The organism is Nitrospinota bacterium (assembly GCA_029881495.1).
GTDB lineage: Bacteria > Nitrospinota_A > UBA7883 > JACRGQ01 > JACRGQ01 > JAOUMJ01.
Map to the genome: position 1 here is coordinate 107,933 of JAOUMJ010000002.1, position 18,969 is coordinate 126,901.

The window sequence follows — 18,969 nt, forward strand, 5'->3', positions numbered from 1 at the left end:
GAGTTGATACTATCCTATGAATCTCCCGGTGTGTGGGAAGATATCTGCAGTTCAAAGACTTTCTTGTACGGGCCGTCTACATTGATCAACGATTCATGTGTGCCCTCCTGGACGATCTCTCCCTTGTCGAGAACGATTATTCTGTCGGCGTGAAGAATTGTTGAAAGCCGGTGAGCTATCACAAAAGTAGTTCTGTTCTTTATCAGGTTGTTTAGCGCCTTTTGCACTTCTATCTCGGATTCGGTATCAAGCGCGGATGTCGCCTCGTCGAGGATAAGGATTGCTGGATCTTTCATGAGCGCTCTCGCAATAGATATCCTCTGCCTTTGACCGCCGCTGAGCCGTGAGCCTCTTTCCCCTATGACCGTGTCGTATCCGTCGGGAAATTCCATTATGAAGTCGTGCGCGTAGGCCGCCTTTGCCGCCTCAATAACCTTTTCCATTAATGTTTCGTCCCTTCCATAGGCGATGTTGTTCCTTATGGTATCGTTAAACAGGAATATCTCCTGGGTAACAATGCCAAGCTGGCTTCTGACCGATTCAAGGGTAACATCCCTGAGGTCATGGCCGTCTAAGAGGACGGCACCTTCCGTAGGATCGTAGAAGCGCGACACAAGATCAACAAGCGTTGATTTCCCGGCTCCGCTCATCCCGACCATGGCGAGGATCGTCCCGGCTTTGACATTGAGATTGATGTTCTTCAATACAGGTTCCTCGGAGTATTTGAAATATACCCCTCTAAGCTCGACCCCTTCGCGGATCCTCCCTACCGGTTTTGCGCCAGGTGCGTCAGCTATTTCAGGGACGGTATCAAGCATCTCGAATACTCGGGCCGCCGCCGCCATAGCCTGTTGTATCTTGTTATAGACCCTGCTGAGTTTCGAAACCGGGGCGAAGATCATAAAGAGCGCGGTGAGAAAAGAGAAGAAGCTCCCAACGGTCGATTTTCCTTCAATGACCTGCATTCCGCCGTACCAGATGATCGCCGCGATACCGAATGCCCCGATACATTCAAGAAGGGGCGAAGCAAGCTCGTTTATCCTGATGGTTTTCAGCATCAGGGCGAAGTACCCCTCGTTCTCCTTTTTAAAGCGTGCTATCTCGTATTTCTGCATCCCGAATGCCTGCACGACGCGGTATCCCGAGAAAGATTCCTGCATAAGCGAGGTAAGGTTCGCCATCTGTTCCTGGGAGCTTTTGCTGATGGTGCGGAGCCTCTTGCCGAGCCTCGCTATCAGCGAGCCGGCGAAGGGGAGGGTTATCACTGCAAACAAGGTCAGCTCAGCGTCCCTGTAAAGGAGAACCCCTATCAAAACGATCACGGTGAATGATTCCCGGAAGAGATCGTAAACGACTATCGAAATTGAATCCTGGATCAGCTGAATATCGTTGACTATTCTCGATACCAGTCTCCCCGTTGTGTGCCTTTTATAAAATGAGAGGGAGAGTGTCTGGATATGTTCATACAGGTTGTTCCGTATGTCCCTTACTGTCATCTGCCCGATCTTCTGCATGAGTGATGAGGCTATGTACCTTCCGACGCCACGCGCAATATAAATGGCGATTATTGCCGCCGGCATAAGGGCGAGCATTTCCCTGTCCTTCTTTATAAAGATGTCATCGAGGAGAGGCTGAATGATGAACGCCGCTCCGCCTGATGTCGAAGATACAACGAGCATGCAGAAAGCGGCGAAGAGAAAGCTTCCCATGTACGGCTTTAGATATCGCAGGAGCCTTTTATATTCCGTCCATGTGCTTTGCATATTGCTCAAATCCTCTCCATTACCGCTTTAAACACGGTATCCATATCCAGCTTGTCCATGCAGTCAAACTCCCTGCATTTATCGCTTGTGCATTTTTCGCAAACCTGAACATCCGGCACCAGGCCGATGTCCTTCTCGCCAATGGGACCCCACCTCTGCGGAAGGCATACCCTGATGGGACAGTATATACCGACAGCGGGAGTTCCGACGGCTGTTGATATATGGAGCGGGCCTGTGCTTGGGGCGACAAAGAGATCAAGTTTGCCGATGAACCCTGCGAATTCCTTGAGGCCGAGGTTTGCAACCTTGGGGTATTTGCCAGAAGAGTGGCGCAGGAGCTCATCCAGTAGCTGTTCCTCGCCGGGCCCTGCCACGAGGATTATTCGGAATCCCTCAGCGGAGAGCCTGTCGGCAAGCTCGGCGTACTTTTCCGGTTTCCAGTTCCTGGCAGAACCACCCATGCCGGGGAATATTCCTATATTTTTTCGCGAGCCGTCGAGAAGTGCCAATGCAGAGGGGGATATCTTTTCAGGCAAGGGGAGGGAAGACTTCCTCACAGGCTCAATGTCGAGAGGTGCGAGGAGATCGAGGTTGTAGTCGGTTTCGTGCCTTTCGCCTTTCGACCGCCGCTGTTTAATTTTGAAATTGTAAAAGATCTGTCCCAGCTTGGAAGCGGGGCCGATAGATAAGGGGATTCCAGCTCTATATACGGCAAGTGAAATCCAGAAGTCGGAAAAGAGATGGATCGCAATATCGAATTTTTCGACCCGCAGTGTTTCGTGAAGGTTCGCGGTATTTGAAAAATTCGGCTTGTCGTTCGTGTCAAGCGTGATGAGGCGGTCAATATCGGGATGGCCAAGAAGGAGTTCGCCAAGGAGCGGCCTGACGAGTATCGAGATATCCCATCCCGGCTTCGCCTTCCGTATTGATGATAGTACAGGGGTGGAGAGCACCACGTCGCCTATCCTGTCGGTCCTTATAATAAGAACCTTCAGTTTTTCCTTTTTTGCCAGTTCTTCAATCTTCATTGACCGTCTATTCTATAACGATTTGGAAAATAAGGATAATGAGTATCTATTCTTTGAAAATCGTTTCGCAGATTATTATTACATCGGCATGTATGGTTGACGGATGGGTTGAATAGTAATAATATTTAGTCACAGTTCTTTTACGCATCAAATTGCTATGTCCGCATTTTCAGGGGTGAAGTTTACGCATGACAGAGGGTATCTGAGTCTAGGCGTTACGCTGCGGTTCAGAAAAAATATTTATATTTGGGGGAGGGAACACGGATGCTGGTATTCATTAGTGATCTGCATTTAACGGACGGCTCTTCGGGGGAAACCATTAACGCCGGTGCGTTTCGGAAATTTACAACTGTGGTAGGCGAGATGGTGGAGAAGGCAAAAGCGGACAGTTTGGAGATCGTGTTTTTGGGGGATATCTTTGACGTTATTCGATCAAGTGTATGGAGCACTACAACCATACGCCCCTGGTCGGGCCCAAAGGGGAAAGACGGATCGGGGCGAACGCTTGAGGATATAACTAATGAAATAGTCGACCAGATAATGGCAAACCAGACAAACATTGATTCGATGAATTATTTGAAATCGTTCGCGGATCAGATGAGGCAAACGGACAAACAGACCGGATCAGGACAAAAGGAAGTCAAGTTTACATATGTAATAGGGAACCATGACTGGCTCATCAACCGCTTCGAAGGAGCAAGGGTAAAGATCGCCAAGTTCCTTGGCGCCGATCCTGATCATTTCAAAAAGAATCTCTATCCAGAGGAAAAGTACGCACCGGAGTATAAGGTTTTTGGGCGGCACGGCGATCTCTACGATAATTTCAACTATGATGCCGAAAGGGATGCTTCCTCTCTCGGCGACGCTATCGTAATCGAACTTTTAAACAAGTTCCCGTTCGAAGTTCAGAAGGTGATAGGCAACAACAGCGACAAGGAGCTGATCGAGAGCCTGAAGGAGATAGATAACGTAAGGCCGCTTCTTGACGCGCCTATGTGGCTATACGGAGCCTGCAACAGGGCAAAGGATTCGGCTACGGCAAGCAAGGTAAAGTCCGTCTGGAACAGGATGGTTGATGATTTTCTCGATAATGGATTTGTAAAGGAGCACGATAAAAAGTGGAGGTTTGATACGGTGGACTTCCTTGGGATAGCGTTGAAGGTTTCCCAAAACATCTCCATGCGCGACCTGACAAAATTGCCTCTTAAATATCTGAATATAGGGGAATCCGGGTACGGAGAGAAGGCGTATGAGGAGAGGTATCTGAAAAACCGCTCGGTTGATTACATTGTCTATGGTCATACGCACAACCACTCAGTACAGCCGCTTGACCAGGTGCAGATGGAGAACGGAAGATCGATCAACCAGATTTATTTCAATACCGGTACATGGAGAAAGGTATTAAGGAGAACCTCCTATGACAAGAACAACTTTGAGTTCATAGGGTGGAAGGTGATGACCTTCCTGACGTTCTACCTCCCCGAAGAGCGGGGTGACTACAGATATGAAGTATGGAGCGGCGTGCTGGGATAAGCAGCGCGCTTGTCCGACGGCAGAACGGCTTTTCAGCAGGCGCGTATTTACGCGGCGCAGATGCCGTATTTCGGCAGGATGTCATGGATCACCGTAAACCTGTGCGCTATCAGAGCGTCGTGGAAAAGTTTCCAATTGCTAGACAGGAACGAGTGGTTGTATGAGTATCGATCCGTCGGAGTGTCGAACAGCTTCTCGGTGCCGATAGCCTGGTGTTTCCATGAGCCAATCCCCTTATCCTTGTATTCCAGTTGAATCGGGGGGAAGCCCAATTCCCCTTTTGCTATGGCATCGAGCCATTTTTTATGCCGATCTTCACCGGATTCATCCCTGATGCTTTCGAATTTGTTTCTCAAAAGCGATTTCTGGTCTTTAGTCAGACCGGCAACATCGGCATTGGCGTTCCCGGCCTGGAACCTTCTCATCGCCTTGCACATCTCGTCGGAAGCCTCGATGAAATCGGAGGTGTTGTCCCTTTCCACTATCGCGCCGTTTCGCCTGTATTTCCACGGGGGGTAAGGCTGGTCCGGATTTGTCAGGGCTGAACCGTGCCCCAGCGGGAGAACATCCCCGGTAAAGAAGACCACTATTTTCATGATGAACTGTTTTACTTTCCCCCAGAATGATTCATCCTGCGGACCGTCAGTGACTATTTCAACCTTGTTGGTAGGGTGTACCACCCCGGCGAAACCCTGATGGGCCCATGTATCGGCGAAGACATGCATCGTAATGCCGAGCCTGTGGAGTCCGTAAAGAGTGTTTTTATCGTCGATACATGCCTTGACCATATCTCTCGCGATATGGCTGTTTGGATTGCATCTTATTTTCTCGATAAATGTGCCGGTTGGATTCTCTCCGGCAGGTTTTCCGCCGTTCCCGGGGAGGAAATGGAAAGGGAGCCAGACATGATGGTTTTCCAGCTGAACGGTGTTTCGATAGTCGATCATTTTGTGCGCCGAGGAGATGCGGGAGTAGAGAGCTCCGTTATCGAACATGATGGTTCCGCTGTTCGTGGCGTCATCCACATATTGGGCGCAGTAGGCGACGATTTCCGCTTCCTTGTGTTGAAATCCTGAAAGTCTTGCCAATACATAAGTAACACCGTGGTGAAAATCTATCTGCATCGTTTTCCCCCTATTCGCGCTCTCTTGGAGCCTGGTTTTATATATTTCAAGGCATCGGTACCCGCCGATCTCCCCTGAACTGTATTTTGCCGTGAAACGAATTCCTGCTGGTCTGAAATAACCTACCGTTTATTGAACAGGATTGCAAGATGAAAATATTGAATGCAATCGAGTTTCTGCGGAAAACTTGACCAAAGAACTACAGGGGAAAATGACCAGCTTTTCAGCTGAATCATTTTGGCCTAATGCCTGTAATTGTTCCCTTCGGCATTACGCGTCCTGAGAGCGGATTGGCCGATGCGTGAATAGAAATCCTCAAGCATAGGATCGGGGAAAAACCTGTCGGCATCATCGAGATACTTGAGAACGGAGAGCGCCCAGTACGATTCGTCGGGCGTTTCTATGATGGCGGTCGATTTGTCGGTGTAGAAATCGAGTATCTCGCTTGCCGCATCTCGTATGGGAGGTCCCCCTTTTTTTGTCGTGATAGAGAGGGGCCTTAACGGACTGATGCTGAAAACCTTCAATCCTGCCAGCTCTTCCGGGATATCGCTCCCGGCAAGTTCTTCTATCGGGACGCTTTCGGAGTCCGGGATATGATCCCCCCCAACGGTGGCTATATAAACGGAGGCGGTCTTGATCTTCGCCTGTTCTGCGGCGCCGACCCTTATTACCGAAAGTCCGGCCGTATCAGGACCGAAAACTACGAAAGGCCATACCCCATGTTTCACGAGGAATGGTCTGCGGTGCACTACAGTTTCTTCAGTGACCTGCTCAACTTTTTTTAAAAGCTCCCTGTCGCTTGCCTTTAACCCTATGTGTTTCATCTGTAAGCGATTTTAACACCATTGGGGTTGCTACTCAATAGAGCTGGAAGCGCACGAACGGGAGGGTATCAGATAAAATCGCGCCAATGTCGGGAGCGGATCAATTTGTCGCCGTATCCGTACTGGTAGTTGTATCTGTTCCTGAGGCGGTATCGGTTGAGGTTGAATTGTCGTCTGTCTCAGGCTCTTTGGGCCGTTTCCCAGGGACGATCTTCTTTTCATCCTTCTTGATGCCGGAGTGGTTTCTCTTTGTGTCACCATTATCGTTGGCCAGGAAATTGTCGGCAGCCGTACCGATATCGGCAAGGGCCTGGTCAGGCGTAATGTTCAGGTTCACGAACATATCTTTGAGATCCTTGCCGTGATCCTTGCCGTCAAAGCCGCCGTCGGAGTAGTCGGCCGATACCATTTTAAGGAGATCAAGAACTTCCTGCGGTGTAAGCCCTTTATCCTTGGCAAGCTGGGTGAACGCCGCATTTACAAGCCCGTAAGTGGCATTGTGAGTATCTTTATCATCCTCGGTGTCATCCGTCAGGTCGTCCGGTCGCACTTTCACTATATCGACGCCGTCCAGTCCGAAGAAAACCGCCACTTCCTTGTTTGCCGCGTCTATCGCGGTGGAAAGGCCATGTGATGCGTTCTTGCTGGCTCTCGCGGAGGCTATGGTAGTGAGGGCGGTAACACCTACATTTTGAACATCTGAGCCTTCCGCCAGAAGGGTCACAAGTTCGTCCCCATCTCTCAGAGTAACCGTTTCACCAGTTGCTTCATCGGTATAGGAACCGCCGGTAACAACGATGGCGATCGCGCCTTTGATTTTTCCTGTATAGGAGAATTCACCATCCGATCCGGTGGTAGTTGTGGCAATAAGGTCGCCACGCGTACCGTCATCATTCAACCCGTAGATATCGACCGTAGCGCTGAAAACAGGGCCGAGGATGGCATACCCGCTGACAGTCTTTTCCTCGGTAGTTGCTGTATCTGTTGAAGAGTTTGTATCAGGATTTGTATTCCCGGATGTTTCCTCGGTTGCGGGGATCGTGTCCGAAGCAGGTTTTTCGACAGCCGATCCGCAGGAAGAGAGAGTAATCACCAGAAAAGGTATGGCCAAAACGGCAATCAAGCTGAAAGAACGGTGAATAAATGACCCAGCTGAAAACTTCATTTTGTATGCCCTGCCTCTTTAATAAATTAATGTGTGTACACTATAGAGAGTCCTAAATTAATGCCATGCGCATCACCATGTTTCTGACTATATGATACATAATATTTCAAAAATAACAAAGGGAAATAAATGTTACTATTTAAGAAAAATGGAGATTATGGCTTCAAATTCAGGGAAACATGCTGAAAATAAAGAGTATATAGATATCTGAATTTAGTTTTCCTATCATAGCTCCACTGTGGATGAATACAAGTTCCTGGCGGGTCTTATGAGGGGGAGGGCGTTAGGCGGTGGGTGCCGCCTAACGCCAGGGGTAAAAGAACAATAACTAGCGAGCAGGCGAACCGCCACGAGTGACGGCAATATCGCCTCTCTTTATGGAAGAGCGATTCCTTGAGCTGTTGTCGAGGAAGTTATTTGAAGCTGTTTCAAGTCCGTTTAATGCCATTTCGGGAGTAACTGCCAGAGCAGTTGTAAGCGGTGACGCTCCTTTCTTGCCGTCAAAGGCTCCGTCTGAATAGTCATCAGCCATTGCCTGGACGAGAGCCGGAACATCATCGGCGGAAAGGCCGGCGTCTTTAGCCATCTGCGTAACTGCGGCAAGCGCGAGACCATGTTTTGTCTTGTCACTGTCCGGATCCTCATCGTCGATGTCGTCCGTGAAGTCATCAGGATCGGAATCGCTTATATCCACGCCGTCAATCCCAAATTCGGCTGCCACATCCTTATTCGCGTTTGCAATCGCATTCGCGAGTCCCGCGGCAGCATTGCTGTTCGCCCTGGCGGCGGCTATTGTGGTGAGAGCGGTAACGCCGATGTTTGTTTTACCGGTTCCCGCGGCGATCAAGGTTACAAGCTCATTGCCAGAGGGGATCGTGACGGTTTCGCCCGTTGCTTCATCCGTGTATGTGCCCCCTTTTGAGACGACTTTTCTGGCGCCTTCGCCGTCGTCATCTACGGAGTAGTTGCCATCCGCGTCGGTCGTATCGCTTCCGATTAGGTTCCCTTCGGTCCCGTCATCGTTCAACTCGTAAACTTCGACTTCTGCCCCTTCAACCGGCCCCATTATCACGCGACCACTTACTGAGGAAGGGGTTGACGTTCCGCTCCCGGATGAACCGCAAGCTGAAAAAATAACGGCTATGCTTAGCATAGCCGCGAATTTCATTGTTGAGTGTGATCCTGTCATCTGTAGCTCTCCTTTTCAAATTAAGTCAACGTTCAGGTAAAAATCATCTCTCTACCAAAGGGCAAGAACCATGCCTTTGCCGAGTTATTTCTGAAGAGGCGTATATCGCCTGAAACAAAGGGTAATATCAACCTTCACGGTCTGAGTAATATAGGGGGGTCGTCCCATATTTCTGATTTTTCATACATCTGAATCGATTTTATATCTGTCATGCCGTTGACCTGTTAGGGGGGGCGGTTGGAGATAGATGGAAACAGTTCAGATCAAATGAGTGAAAATTCTCCACCCGGCATTATCATTAATTTCATATCGGCTTCGATATTCTTCAATATCTGCTCAATGTTTTCGTACGCGCCAGGCGAATTGTTCGCACATGGAGCGGCGACGAGACCGATTTTTTCCGTAAGATTCCCCTTTTGCCATTCGGCGAAAGCGGAGGGTTCAAACCTTTTTTCGGGATATACAAGAACCTCCCCTATGCCCCACGACCGGCAAACCGTTTCGCCGTCCCGATTGGTTACCAACTTTATTTTGGATTCGGGGAAAGCTATTGTCAGTGATTTGAGCGTGAGGCGAGATTGGTATGGTGGCGCCGTCCTGAGGAAGAGGATCGAAGCGGGGTTTCCCCCTTTGAACAGCTTCTTCAGGTTATCCAGAAGTTTTCGGGAGTGCGCCTCGGGATTTGAAAAATAATCTATTGTCGCGCTGCACCCACGCTCCACGCATCCCGCCATCTCGCCTGCAAGGAATGCTTCCCTGAGGGATACAGCTTTCTCCCCGTTCCATATCTCGTCAAAACCGTTCTCATTCACGTTGCCGAGGATTATGCCGTTGGCGCAACAGACGTAGACGTTGCCGTTTGAATGTATCTCGGCGTTTATCCATGGAAGGGGACAGGTACGGTTCCCGTTGTTCGCCGTTTTAACAGGGTTATCCTTCTTGCCGAAAACACCGGTGCGGTCGAAAATTACAAGATCGGTGTTTTGATATATCTTCAGCAGATCGCCGGTGATGCGGTTTATCCTCTCTTCCCCCAATTCATCGGGGGTGACGATCTCATAAGCTATAGCGGATTCCATATCGGCGGCTTTCTTTCGTCTGTTGGTGACGCTCGCATGGGTGCCCCCTTCAAGCAGTTCCCTGTAATCGTCGCTCAGAACATTTCGGAGTTCCACGAGATTGAGGCATTGCACATCACGTTTCGAGAGATACTCGGCGAGAGCCGGGAGGCCGTCGGCGGTCGACTTCGCAAGTATCGCGTTCACATGAAGAAGCGGTTCGTCGTTTATGCCGAGGTTGTTTTTTCTTTTCAGATCAAGAAGGTTTTCGAGGTTCATTAATACCTGCGGGAGGAGGTCTTTCCCCCGGATCTTTTCATACACCGCCGGATCCAGCGAGTCTATTGAGAATGAGAGGAGGTGGAACTGTTTTATTACCCTTTCCGCGAGGGAATCGGGGAGGTAGACGCCGTTGGTAAATGCAGATAGACGGAGAGCGGGGAATTTATCTTCGACAGTTTCAAGTATCTCCCCAGTCTGGCGGTTGACATCCCCCTTTATCCATAGCGGTTCGCCACCGGTGATAACGAGGTTTGATGCGTCCTTGAGGAAAGGTTCCAGTTTTTGGACGTCGATCTTTACCGGAAGCTCCTTCACTATGCTGTGACCGCACATGAAGCATGAGAGATTGCATCTCCCTGCTATTGAGACGGTTAGATTTTCCGGTCCGGACGCGGGGGCGGCCTCGCCGTTCTCCCAGGCGGATACCGAGGGGTGCTTTGTCATTTTCGCCCCGTTCAAGGGTCGACGATTTCGCCGAATCCGGTTATTTTCTTCTTTATTCCGGCGTCGAGAAGGGCGAAGATGGCGTCGATGTTCGTGTAGTCCATACGGAGTTTGTACGGGAGGATAGTCGTGAAGAGGGCGGGCCTCTCCCTGTTCATTGATCTCCACCATATATCAAAATCTTCAGGCTCGAATCGTTTGTGCGGATAGGGGAGCACTTCGTCGGCGGTACCCCATGAGCGGCACTCCTCCACCCCCTGCGCGTTGGTTATTAACGTGATCTTTGCGGAACGGAATTTTTCCCTGAGCGTTGCGACAGCGAGACGCGTCAGGTGAAAGCTAGCCGTTCGGAGAAAGAGGATAGTATCGATTTCCTTCCCGGCGAAAGAGGTGTCGAGATTCTCCATCAGGTCCTGGATGTACGCGTCGTCGCGCGAGAAGAAATCGATAGTGGCGCTACAGCTCTCCTTGTGGCACCCGCGCATCTCCCCTTTAAGAAACGCTTTCCTTATTCCCTGCACAATAGGGCCGTTAATCAATTCGTCGAAGTTCATGCAGGTGATGTTGCCGAGTATCAGCTCGTTGGTGCAACAGCAGTAGACGTCGCCGTTTTCCCTGATGTGGAAGCTGGTCCATGGATGCGGGCAGATCTTATACTGCTCAGGCGCGGGTGGTTTGGCGATTGCGTTATTGTGCTCGATGAACAGCGGGATCTGGTCCTCTATCACGATGCCGCTCCCCTCGTAAATCTCCAAAAGCTCTTTTCTTATCCTTGAAAGCCTCTCGGGGGCGACCGTCTCGGCAGAGATGAACTCCTTTACCACTTCATCCGCGTGCGCCTTCAATATCTCCTGGTTCTTTGCCGGGTCGTCGCCATTCTTCGCCAGTTGTTCCTTGAGCGCCTGGATGAATTCCGGCGGATTCTTAACATGGAGCTTTATATATGTATGCGTATGCGCCCCGACTTCGACGGCGAGCCTCGCGACATCCGGCAGGGTATCAAGCGTAGATTCCATCAGTATGGTGTTGATGTTGATTATCGGGTCGTCTTCTCGGGAAAGCCCCGCATCCTTTTTCATTTTGCCAAGCCGCCTGATGTTTTCAAGCACTTTTCCGGCGAGAGGTTTTCCGCGCACCTTTTCATATACGGCCGGGTCGGTGGTATCTATGGAGAAATGGACATGGTGGAACCGCTTCATCATCGTCCGGGCCATCTCCTCGTCCACCAGTACGCCGTTGGTATAGACGGAGAGCTTGAGGCTGTTAAGATTGTTTATCGCGTGATGATATGCCTCGTAAGCCATCGGGTTCTGACTTTTGGAGAGGTATAGAGGCTCGCCAATCCCCCCGAGATAGAGTTCCGCCGATTTTTCAAAATACGGTTTAAGGTTTTCCATTCCGATTTGCACAGGTATCTCGTCCAGGAAGCTCTGCGTGCACATGAAACATGAGAGATTGCATCTGCTGGAGGAGGAGATGTTCACCATGTACGGACCGGCGGTTGATACGATCTCCCCCTTGCGCCATTCGTCGATGGAAGGGTGTTGTATCATACGGCGCCTCCGCCAGACGCTGTTTGGGCGAGGCCGCCGCGCCGGAACTCCGAAAGCGCCTCCCGGCAGCCGAGGTAGTTGACGAATTCGCACCATGGCGCGTAAAGGAGTGCGTAAATCGGGTTCATATCCTTCCTTATCGTCAAAAATTTGCGGAAACTTAAAGCCCTGGTCGGGAGCTTTTTCCTGAACGATGAGGCCACTTCGGCGGCGTTCTCTTTGTGGATAGTATAAAAGAGCATCCTGTAATAGGCCAGGGATCTGTCGAAATTCCCCGCCATATTGAGGTTATGGGAGTGGTAAACCGCGGCGGCTGGGGCATAGGCTGTCTTGTACCCCCCCTTCTGTACGGCTGAGGCCCAGAGCTGATCCTCGGCCCATCCGAGTGATTCGTCGAAGGGGAACTCTTGAATAAACTTTTTCGGTATGGCGGAGTTCGCATTGGAGAAGAAGGGGTCGGAGCTCCGAGTCAGGGGCCTCTCGCCGAACGCGTCGAGAAGTATCTTCTCCTCAAAGAGGCCCGCGTGACCCTCCATCGGTAGCTCCCGTCCATGTACCCCGGCGACGGTTCCGTCGTTCAGCGGTTCGATGAGGCTTGAGAGCCACCTGTTTCCGGCCGGGACGGCGTGGGCGCTCAGGTTTACGATTATCTCACCGCGGGCGAGTTTTGCGCCGAGGTTGAGTGTTCCGCCGTAGGTGAAATCCTCTTTCCTAATGGTGAATATCCTTGCCGGGAACGATTTTGCGATTTCCAGCGTAGAGTCGGTGGAAGAAGAGTCGATTACGATTACCTCGGCGTCAACGCCCTTTTGGAGAAATACCGCCTCAAGCGTTTTGCCGAGAAATTTTTCCTCGTTGTAAGTGCGGATGACGATAGAGACCTGCGGTGCGCCTCTCTCTCTTTCAACGATAGTCTTATAGGGGGTTGGCGAAACTATCTTTGCAGGTTTGGGTATTTTTGTTTTTTTATTGAAACGGCAAACTAATGGTCTGGCAAAAATCTCAAGGATGGAGATTGCAATGGCGTGGAATTTTTCCTCTGGGGAGAAGAGAAGGGTGAAGAGACCTTCGTCTACTTCGGCGGTATCACCGTCCGGGGTTATTGTGACTGCGGATTTTGAAACGAGTTTGGCGAAAAGTTTTAGAAGACGGTATCCATGCCCGCCGGGGTTGTTAAGAGGTATCAAAACTATATCAGGTTTTATTTTCCTTGCGGCTGGGTAGAGTGTGATCGCCTTGGCAAAGGAGAAGGGGCCGTCCCCCCATGAGAGGAATTTGTCGCTGTTCTGTTTGCTGAAAGGGGAGGTGGAAGAGCCAGCAAAAAAGATATTGTCGCAACCGAATTTGGTCTTGGCTAAATCGGAGGCCTTTTCAACCGCATCTGGCGGCGCGGTGCATAGCAGAAGAGCTGTTGTTTTTTCCAATTATTCGTTTTTCCGTTATTTAGTTGTCCAATAAAAATATGTATGCCGCTAGGCTTTTCATGAAGCAAGTATCTGAAAGAATTGTACCGATTTTTTTATGGTTTTTTATGTTTTCTTTGAGAATAATAATTTGGGTATTGAAAGTGAGCAATCCGGGGTGGCGGTGTTCCACACCGGATTGCTTTTCAGTTACTCTGCGAGACTGCATACTGTTGATGGGCGGGCAAATCCAGGCTATTACCGTTTGTTAAATGCTTTCTACAGAAAAACCGGTTGTCCTGTCCTGATAAATACATCATTCAATGTGAGAGGAGAGCCGATAGTCAATACCCCTGAAGATTCCTACCGTTGTTTTATGCGAACGGGAATGGATTATCTTGTTATGGGGAACTGTTTGATCGACAAAACAGAGCAATCCGAATATGAAGAAGATGGAAAATGGAAAGACGAGTTTGTGCTTGATTAAATATGGGTGAAAGGATGGTCTTGAGGATATGAAGATGTTAAAGAGGCTGTTTGTCAGGCTGTTTCTGATATTGTTTTATTTTCTTATTCTGATTCCGGCCGGAATCGTTTTCCGAATTTATAATTCCGATGCTCTGGAAGTGAAAATAAATCCGGAAGCCGAATCATACTGGAAAAAGCGTGATATGGAGAGTGGTAAAGAAAGATACGATTTCCAATATTGAGGAGAAGCTGTAATTGTTTGCGCATTTATGGCGGGAGGGTGACTATGAAACCGGTTTGATTACCGGCTTTGTTGCGTATATTTATATTACATGTATGCGCATGCAACGATTTTTGGCAGTTGCAATATTATTAGATGGAAATAAATCATAAAAGCTTTACTGCATTACGAAAGTGTGCTAATATTATGCACTATGAAGCTCTTTAATATTGTTCGTCGTTTTATTTTAGCGCTATTTGGAAAAGTCGAGAAGAGAGAAAGCAAGACGCAAGATAACATCTACCCGCTGTGGTAACTGCTTAAGCATAAATTATATTTAGTCGAGTGACTGTTTTTCGACGCTGTCCGTAGCACAAAATCTTTCGGGGGGAAGACTTGGCCGTTAATATACTCATATCGTTTGTTCTTCTGCATGTAGCTGTTGTTATCAGGGCTGTATGGCTTTTTGCCGAGACAGGGAAGGGGAGAACCACTCCCGGCGGAGCTACAAGGTATGGAACATCATTTTTCATATTGTTTGCGGCTATTTCTATTAGTGCATGGTTATATTTCGGATCGTCATTGTACGCAATAACTTGTTTTATTCTTCTCTTTCTGGCGACTGAAGCGGTCTTGCTCTATTTTTTCAAAAGGCCGGGACCGCCGCCGGTATTTTACCGGTTCCATCCTTTCAAAGCATATGAAGCGGTCCCAGAGGCAACAAGGCGGACCGGAGAAAAATCGAACCGAGCCGGATTTCGCGGGCCGGATATTGAAAGGGCTAAACCCAAAGATGTATTCAGGATATTCCTTGTCGGTGGATCAACTACCTACGACGGCGCTCACGGGGATGGAAGAAACTATGGAGACTTCATAAGTGACGAACTGAACGAAAAATTCAGCAATAAAAGGTTCGAGCTTGTGAACTGCGCTTTGCCGGGATACACCAGCATGCAAAGCCTGATCCTTACTGCATCCAAACTTGTGGACTATGCGCCGGATGTAATAGTTTTCATGCACAGTATCAATGATGCAAGCATGAGACTTCTGAATATTGAGCAGACTGACTATTCCGCTCCATACGGTCCGTATATTGTGCCTGAAAAAAAGCCATGGGAGGATTCGCTTCTGTTTTCCATGCTCCTTGCGGAGTTTAACACTCTTCACAATCGCTGGTTCAGGAACGGACCCGAAGATCTGGAGCAACTGGTATTTAATCCTGAATATTATTCTCTTATCACAGGTATTGAAAGTGAATGGGCAAAGGAAAACCTGGAAAAAGGGAGTACCTATTCATACAGGAGAAACCTGATTTCAATGATAGGACTCAGCCGGATGTTCGGGTTTGATCTTGTTTTATGCACGGCACCGATCAATAATCATCCGGCATGCGTATGGAAATGGTGGCATAAATATAGAATACAGGCGATCACGGAAAATAACGAAGAAGCGCTCAGGGTTGCGTCGGAATACTCCCTGCCTGTTGTGGACCTTGCAAAGAAATTTAACGGGAAGTTGGAATATTTTGTTGATCTTGTTCATATGAACATCGCGGGTCAGATGGCAAAATCAAAACCGGTCGCGGAAGCGATCGGTGAAATATTCATCAGACGGAGAAACGACATTTTCCAGAGCCAGGCCAGGTAAAAGAAGCTAGTTGGTTTCAGAATATAGCAAATTTGATGTTTGTCGTCGCGTTTTTCGGCGCGCCGTTGGCATCGTTTAGTTTGCCCTGAAAGTTTATTTTCAGCGGAACGGCTTCAGCCGGTGCCGTTAAAAATATTGATATGTGAAGTTATGTTTGTGAAAAGTGGAACGTCCGGGATGGGTTTTATTCCAGACAGCCTATTGGATCATTCGCATCGAAGAAAGGCGTATCCTCGGCGCTGGTCAACGCTCAGTTCTTCTATTTTGCTAAAACCGGCGGTTCGGAGCATCGCCTTCAAACATGCGAGGTTCGGCGTCCACCAATGGGAAAAATCGAGGGAGTTCGGCCCAGATACGTCGATGCCCCCTTCGGTAAATGACATTATAGGTTTTTCCGATGTATCGATATCCATGGTAGTTTGGAGAAACATTTCACCTTTGCACACGCTCCTTGCCCTGGCGAGGCCAAGCATCGGATTCAGGAGGTGATAAAGTACGCCTAAATAAAGCACGGTGTCGAACATGCCGAGTTTTTCCGGCGAGATTTCATAAGCGGTCATCCCGACCCGCTTCACGCTGGAGTTGAAGAGCCGTTTGGCAATTTCGAAATTTTTTGCCAGTTCATTGGGCACGCTTTCCCCGCCGGGGGAAATTTTGCGTATTTGGCTTTCATATATTTTACGGCTTTCGCCTAGCCCGATGTCCATATCCTCGGAACTGTCGATATCCACGCCAACGACCTCGCGTGCCCCTTTTTTCTCCACAATGAAACTGTAATAACCGTCTGCCATTCCAACATCCAGCACCCGCTTCCCCTTAAAACAGTCGAGCAGTTCAAATTGGGGAGAAAGGATTTCGTTGGGGGAATATCCATAGCTTTTAACGCCGTTTCCAAAATCGATAGAATGGAACCACCTTGAAGAGTCCACTTCCTTTTGCATTTCGCGAATTGATGGAGGCGCGGCAGATACAACCTTGAACAGGCCGGGGTTGTGGAAGAAGCTTGTGTAATACCTTGCACAACGCGTAAGTTCTTTCCGTTTCTCCTGCAAAAGCGAAAGAGCGCGGCCATGTGTGATCTCGAGGAATATCCTGTCCGGTCGACCGTCTTTGTAACACATATCGGCATCTTCTTTGTCGAAAATGTCTATCATCTCCTTGACCGAATCATGTGTGATAAGAATTGTTGGGCATCCCGCTGGAACTCTCAATATAGAATGAGGCTTAACCTTTTCGTTGAAAGAGATGATCCTGTCGAAAGGGGAATCCTCGCCGACATAGAGGCGTATCCCTTCGGGCAAAGCTTTATCGGGTATTCCGGCCTGATTGCCGCACGCGATCCAGACTACAGGGAGTATATTCCTTAGGAAGAGAGCCGTCTCAAGCGATCTTTCATCGAATACGGAGGTTTGGACATATCCTGCGATTCTTTTGAATTCTTCATTCAAACTGCACCGCCGCTTGAAGATTCATTTTACGCGGACCTATGCCATCTTGGGAAAGTTTCCAGAAAACTTCTCTCGCTTTTTCATGCAGGGGGACAAGGTGCATGCACTTTTTGACATGCTCCATAGCTTCCTCCTTCATCCCTTTCGATAAATAAATATCGGCGATATGGTAATGCGCGCCTCCGGCGAACGAAAGGGCGTCATCGTAATCGAGCGACGTCGCGATTATCCTCTCGAATATCTCAAGCGATTCGTCGCCCATGCCGAGCCTCTTGCGTGCGGAGGCGGCAAGGTATAGCGGTTTTAGAAGCTGGGGGAAGCGTTCAAGGATCTTTTCCGCTTCCTCTATCGTTCTTTCATGCTCTCCGCAGTTGAAGATATCCTCAAGTTTTTTCAGCTCCTCCTTGACAGCCTGTCTGTCTTTCGTGAGGAGGGCGGTTTTCTGCATCTGGATAGATTTTACTTCCCTGACGGTTTCCTGCCCCTTGGCTATTTCAAACCTTTTCGCGAGAGTCTGGAGGCTCTCTTTTATCTCGTCGCCGGAGTAGTGGGGATAACTTATCACGCTCCCCAGTACGCCGTTGAAGTTCTCATGATCGTCAGATTTAAGCCAACCCTCTTTGACGGCCTTTGTATAGAACGGCGTGCCGGGGTGGGGGACCGCTATAGATTCCTGATGGCTTGATATAAGCCCTTCGGAAAGGAGATTAGCGCCGTAATCGATGGTTGCCAGGTCGCCTTCCTTTGAAGAGCCGGACGCGCCGATGATGAATGTGCCGTACATCTCAATCCCTATCTTTTTTGCCAAGCGGAGAAGGTTTTCGAGCCTTTCAGGTTTTGTTTTTCTCCCGATGCTTCTGCTGGTGGTATCGTCTATCGTTTCTATTCCTATCCGCAGGCGGTAGTAACCGGCCTTCTTGAGCGCTACGAGTATCTCCTCGTTAAGGAGGAGGTGGTTCGCCATCGCTTCGTAGTGGAGATCGTTGTTGCCGGATGCGACTATTGCGTCGCACAGCTTCAATATCCAATCTTTCTTTACGATGTGTGTCTCTTCATTGAAGAAGACACCTTCGATGCCTGGATATTTCGAGCGCAATGTCTCAATCTCGCCGATGATGCGCTCCGGGCTTCGGGCGCGCCAGTTAGGCTTTTCGTAGTAGACGTTTCCGGCTACGCAGAAATCACATGTGTATGGACAACCGCGCGTGGCGTGCACCTCTATGGAGCGGTAGCGGGTCCATCGGCATCCGCCGGAGTAGCTATAATCTATTCTTCGGATGTCATCGTCCTCCGGATCGGGGAGTGAATCGATATTGAGTATATGACGGTGTGGATTTGGGTATAGACCCTGAATAGACGATGGCTCCAGGCCGAGAAGGATATCCTTTACCGTCTCCTCGTACTCGCCGATACATGCGTAATCGTTCCCGTCCTCCAGCACCTTCTGCGGATAGACGGTCGGGTACTGGCCGGTCATTATTATCTTCGTGCCGAGCTTTGCCTTTATCGCTTTTGCGACCTTGAGGGTTTCACCGTAGGTAACCGTGTCCGCCTCGAAGACGACGTAATCGGGCTTTTCGTATTCAAGGTAGCGGAGGTAGTCTTCCGTTGTAAAGCGGAGCCATGTGCCGTCCACCATCTTCACGTTTGCGTTCGGCAGGTCCCTCTTTAGCAAGGAAGAGAGGTAGGCAAGCTCATACGGGAAGAAGATGAAGACGGGGTAATCCTGAAAGAGGGAGGTCCACCTGCTTGGGAAGGGGCATGGGTAGCGGTTTCCCGAAAACCTGCCGGGGGAGGTGGCTACTACAACTTTCAAA

General features: G+C 49.4%; 14 protein-coding genes. 3 read left to right on the plus strand and 11 right to left on the minus strand.

Annotated features, from left to right (window positions below; all coding sequences use genetic code 11):
• Positions 1-14: 14 nt before the first annotated feature.
• Positions 15-1,763: a lipid A export permease/ATP-binding protein MsbA gene (gene msbA, locus OEY64_01480; GenBank protein ID MDH5541613.1), complete on the minus strand. Its 1,749-nt coding sequence runs from the start codon at positions 1,761-1,763 to the stop codon at positions 15-17.
• A 5-nt stretch (positions 1,764-1,768) separates the two neighbouring features.
• Positions 1,769-2,791: a glycosyltransferase family 9 protein gene (locus OEY64_01485; protein MDH5541614.1), complete on the minus strand. Its 1,023-nt coding sequence runs from the start codon at positions 2,789-2,791 to the stop codon at positions 1,769-1,771.
• A gap of 264 nt (positions 2,792-3,055) precedes the next feature.
• Here OEY64_01485 and OEY64_01490 point away from each other — a divergent pair, with 264 nt between their 5' ends.
• Positions 3,056-4,324 (plus strand): metallophosphoesterase, encoded by a 1,269-nt coding sequence (locus OEY64_01490; protein MDH5541615.1) that lies wholly within the window; start codon positions 3,056-3,058, stop codon positions 4,322-4,324.
• A 47-nt stretch (positions 4,325-4,371) separates the two neighbouring features.
• Here OEY64_01490 and OEY64_01495 read toward each other — a convergent pair whose 3' ends face one another.
• From OEY64_01495 to OEY64_01525, 7 genes are all read right to left on the minus strand, one after another.
• Complete coding sequence (locus tag OEY64_01495; GenBank protein ID MDH5541616.1) at positions 4,372-5,448, minus strand: hypothetical protein; 1,077 nt, start codon at positions 5,446-5,448, stop codon at positions 4,372-4,374.
• 242 nt (positions 5,449-5,690) lie between these two features.
• Positions 5,691-6,275, minus strand: coding sequence for a hypothetical protein (locus tag OEY64_01500; protein ID MDH5541617.1), 585 nt, complete (start codon positions 6,273-6,275; stop codon positions 5,691-5,693).
• A gap of 100 nt (positions 6,276-6,375) precedes the next feature.
• Positions 6,376-7,440: a hypothetical protein gene (locus OEY64_01505; GenBank protein ID MDH5541618.1), complete on the minus strand. Its 1,065-nt coding sequence runs from the start codon at positions 7,438-7,440 to the stop codon at positions 6,376-6,378.
• A 328-nt stretch (positions 7,441-7,768) separates the two neighbouring features.
• Complete coding sequence (locus tag OEY64_01510) at positions 7,769-8,629, minus strand: hypothetical protein (GenBank protein MDH5541619.1); 861 nt, start codon at positions 8,627-8,629, stop codon at positions 7,769-7,771.
• 263 nt (positions 8,630-8,892) lie between these two features.
• Complete coding sequence (locus OEY64_01515) at positions 8,893-10,413, minus strand: SPASM domain-containing protein (protein ID MDH5541620.1); 1,521 nt, start codon at positions 10,411-10,413, stop codon at positions 8,893-8,895.
• An 11-nt stretch (positions 10,414-10,424) separates the two neighbouring features.
• Positions 10,425-11,966 carry a radical SAM protein gene (locus tag OEY64_01520; GenBank protein MDH5541621.1) on the minus strand — a complete coding sequence of 514 codons (1,542 nt, stop codon included), beginning with the start codon at positions 11,964-11,966 and terminating at the stop codon, positions 10,425-10,427.
• Positions 11,963-13,390 carry a glycosyltransferase gene (locus OEY64_01525; GenBank protein ID MDH5541622.1) on the minus strand — a complete coding sequence of 476 codons (1,428 nt, stop codon included), beginning with the start codon at positions 13,388-13,390 and terminating at the stop codon, positions 11,963-11,965. The genes OEY64_01520 and OEY64_01525 overlap by 4 nt, the downstream gene beginning before the upstream one ends.
• A 97-nt stretch (positions 13,391-13,487) precedes the next feature.
• Here OEY64_01525 and OEY64_01530 point away from each other — a divergent pair, with 97 nt between their 5' ends.
• A complete protein-coding gene (locus OEY64_01530) occupies positions 13,488-13,856 on the plus strand; it encodes a hypothetical protein (protein MDH5541623.1) in 369 nt (122 codons plus the stop codon).
• 597 nt (positions 13,857-14,453) lie between these two features.
• Positions 14,454-15,704 carry an SGNH/GDSL hydrolase family protein gene (locus OEY64_01535; protein ID MDH5541624.1) on the plus strand — a complete coding sequence of 417 codons (1,251 nt, stop codon included), beginning with the start codon at positions 14,454-14,456 and terminating at the stop codon, positions 15,702-15,704.
• A gap of 206 nt (positions 15,705-15,910) precedes the next feature.
• On the opposite strand, the gene OEY64_01540 is transcribed toward OEY64_01535, so the two are convergent.
• Both OEY64_01540 and OEY64_01545 read right to left on the minus strand, forming a co-directional pair.
• Positions 15,911-17,152: a methyltransferase domain-containing protein gene (locus OEY64_01540; protein ID MDH5541625.1), complete on the minus strand. Its 1,242-nt coding sequence runs from the start codon at positions 17,150-17,152 to the stop codon at positions 15,911-15,913.
• Positions 17,145-18,968: a B12-binding domain-containing radical SAM protein gene (locus OEY64_01545; GenBank protein ID MDH5541626.1), complete on the minus strand. Its 1,824-nt coding sequence runs from the start codon at positions 18,966-18,968 to the stop codon at positions 17,145-17,147. The genes OEY64_01540 and OEY64_01545 overlap by 8 nt, the downstream gene beginning before the upstream one ends.
• Position 18,969: the final 1 nt, after the last annotated feature.

Excerpts from the sequence above, each read along its gene's own strand:
- OEY64_01530 (MDH5541623.1), top strand. The coding sequence starts at position 13,488 with ATGGTTTTTTATGTTTTCTTTGAGAATAATAATTTGGGTATTGAAAGT.
- OEY64_01495 (MDH5541616.1), bottom strand. The coding sequence starts at position 5,448 with ATGCAGATAGATTTTCACCACGGTGTTACTTATGTATTGGCAAGACTT.
- msbA (MDH5541613.1), bottom strand. The coding sequence starts at position 1,763 with ATGCAAAGCACATGGACGGAATATAAAAGGCTCCTGCGATATCTAAAG.
- OEY64_01515 (MDH5541620.1), bottom strand. The coding sequence starts at position 10,413 with ATGACAAAGCACCCCTCGGTATCCGCCTGGGAGAACGGCGAGGCCGCC.
- OEY64_01520 (MDH5541621.1), bottom strand. The coding sequence starts at position 11,966 with ATGATACAACACCCTTCCATCGACGAATGGCGCAAGGGGGAGATCGTA.
- OEY64_01505 (MDH5541618.1), bottom strand. The coding sequence starts at position 7,440 with ATGAAGTTTTCAGCTGGGTCATTTATTCACCGTTCTTTCAGCTTGATT.
- OEY64_01500 (MDH5541617.1), bottom strand. The coding sequence starts at position 6,275 with ATGAAACACATAGGGTTAAAGGCAAGCGACAGGGAGCTTTTAAAAAAA.
- OEY64_01510 (MDH5541619.1), bottom strand. The coding sequence starts at position 8,629 with ATGACAGGATCACACTCAACAATGAAATTCGCGGCTATGCTAAGCATA.
- OEY64_01490 (MDH5541615.1), top strand. The coding sequence starts at position 3,056 with ATGCTGGTATTCATTAGTGATCTGCATTTAACGGACGGCTCTTCGGGG.
- OEY64_01485 (MDH5541614.1), bottom strand. The coding sequence starts at position 2,791 with ATGAAGATTGAAGAACTGGCAAAAAAGGAAAAACTGAAGGTTCTTATT.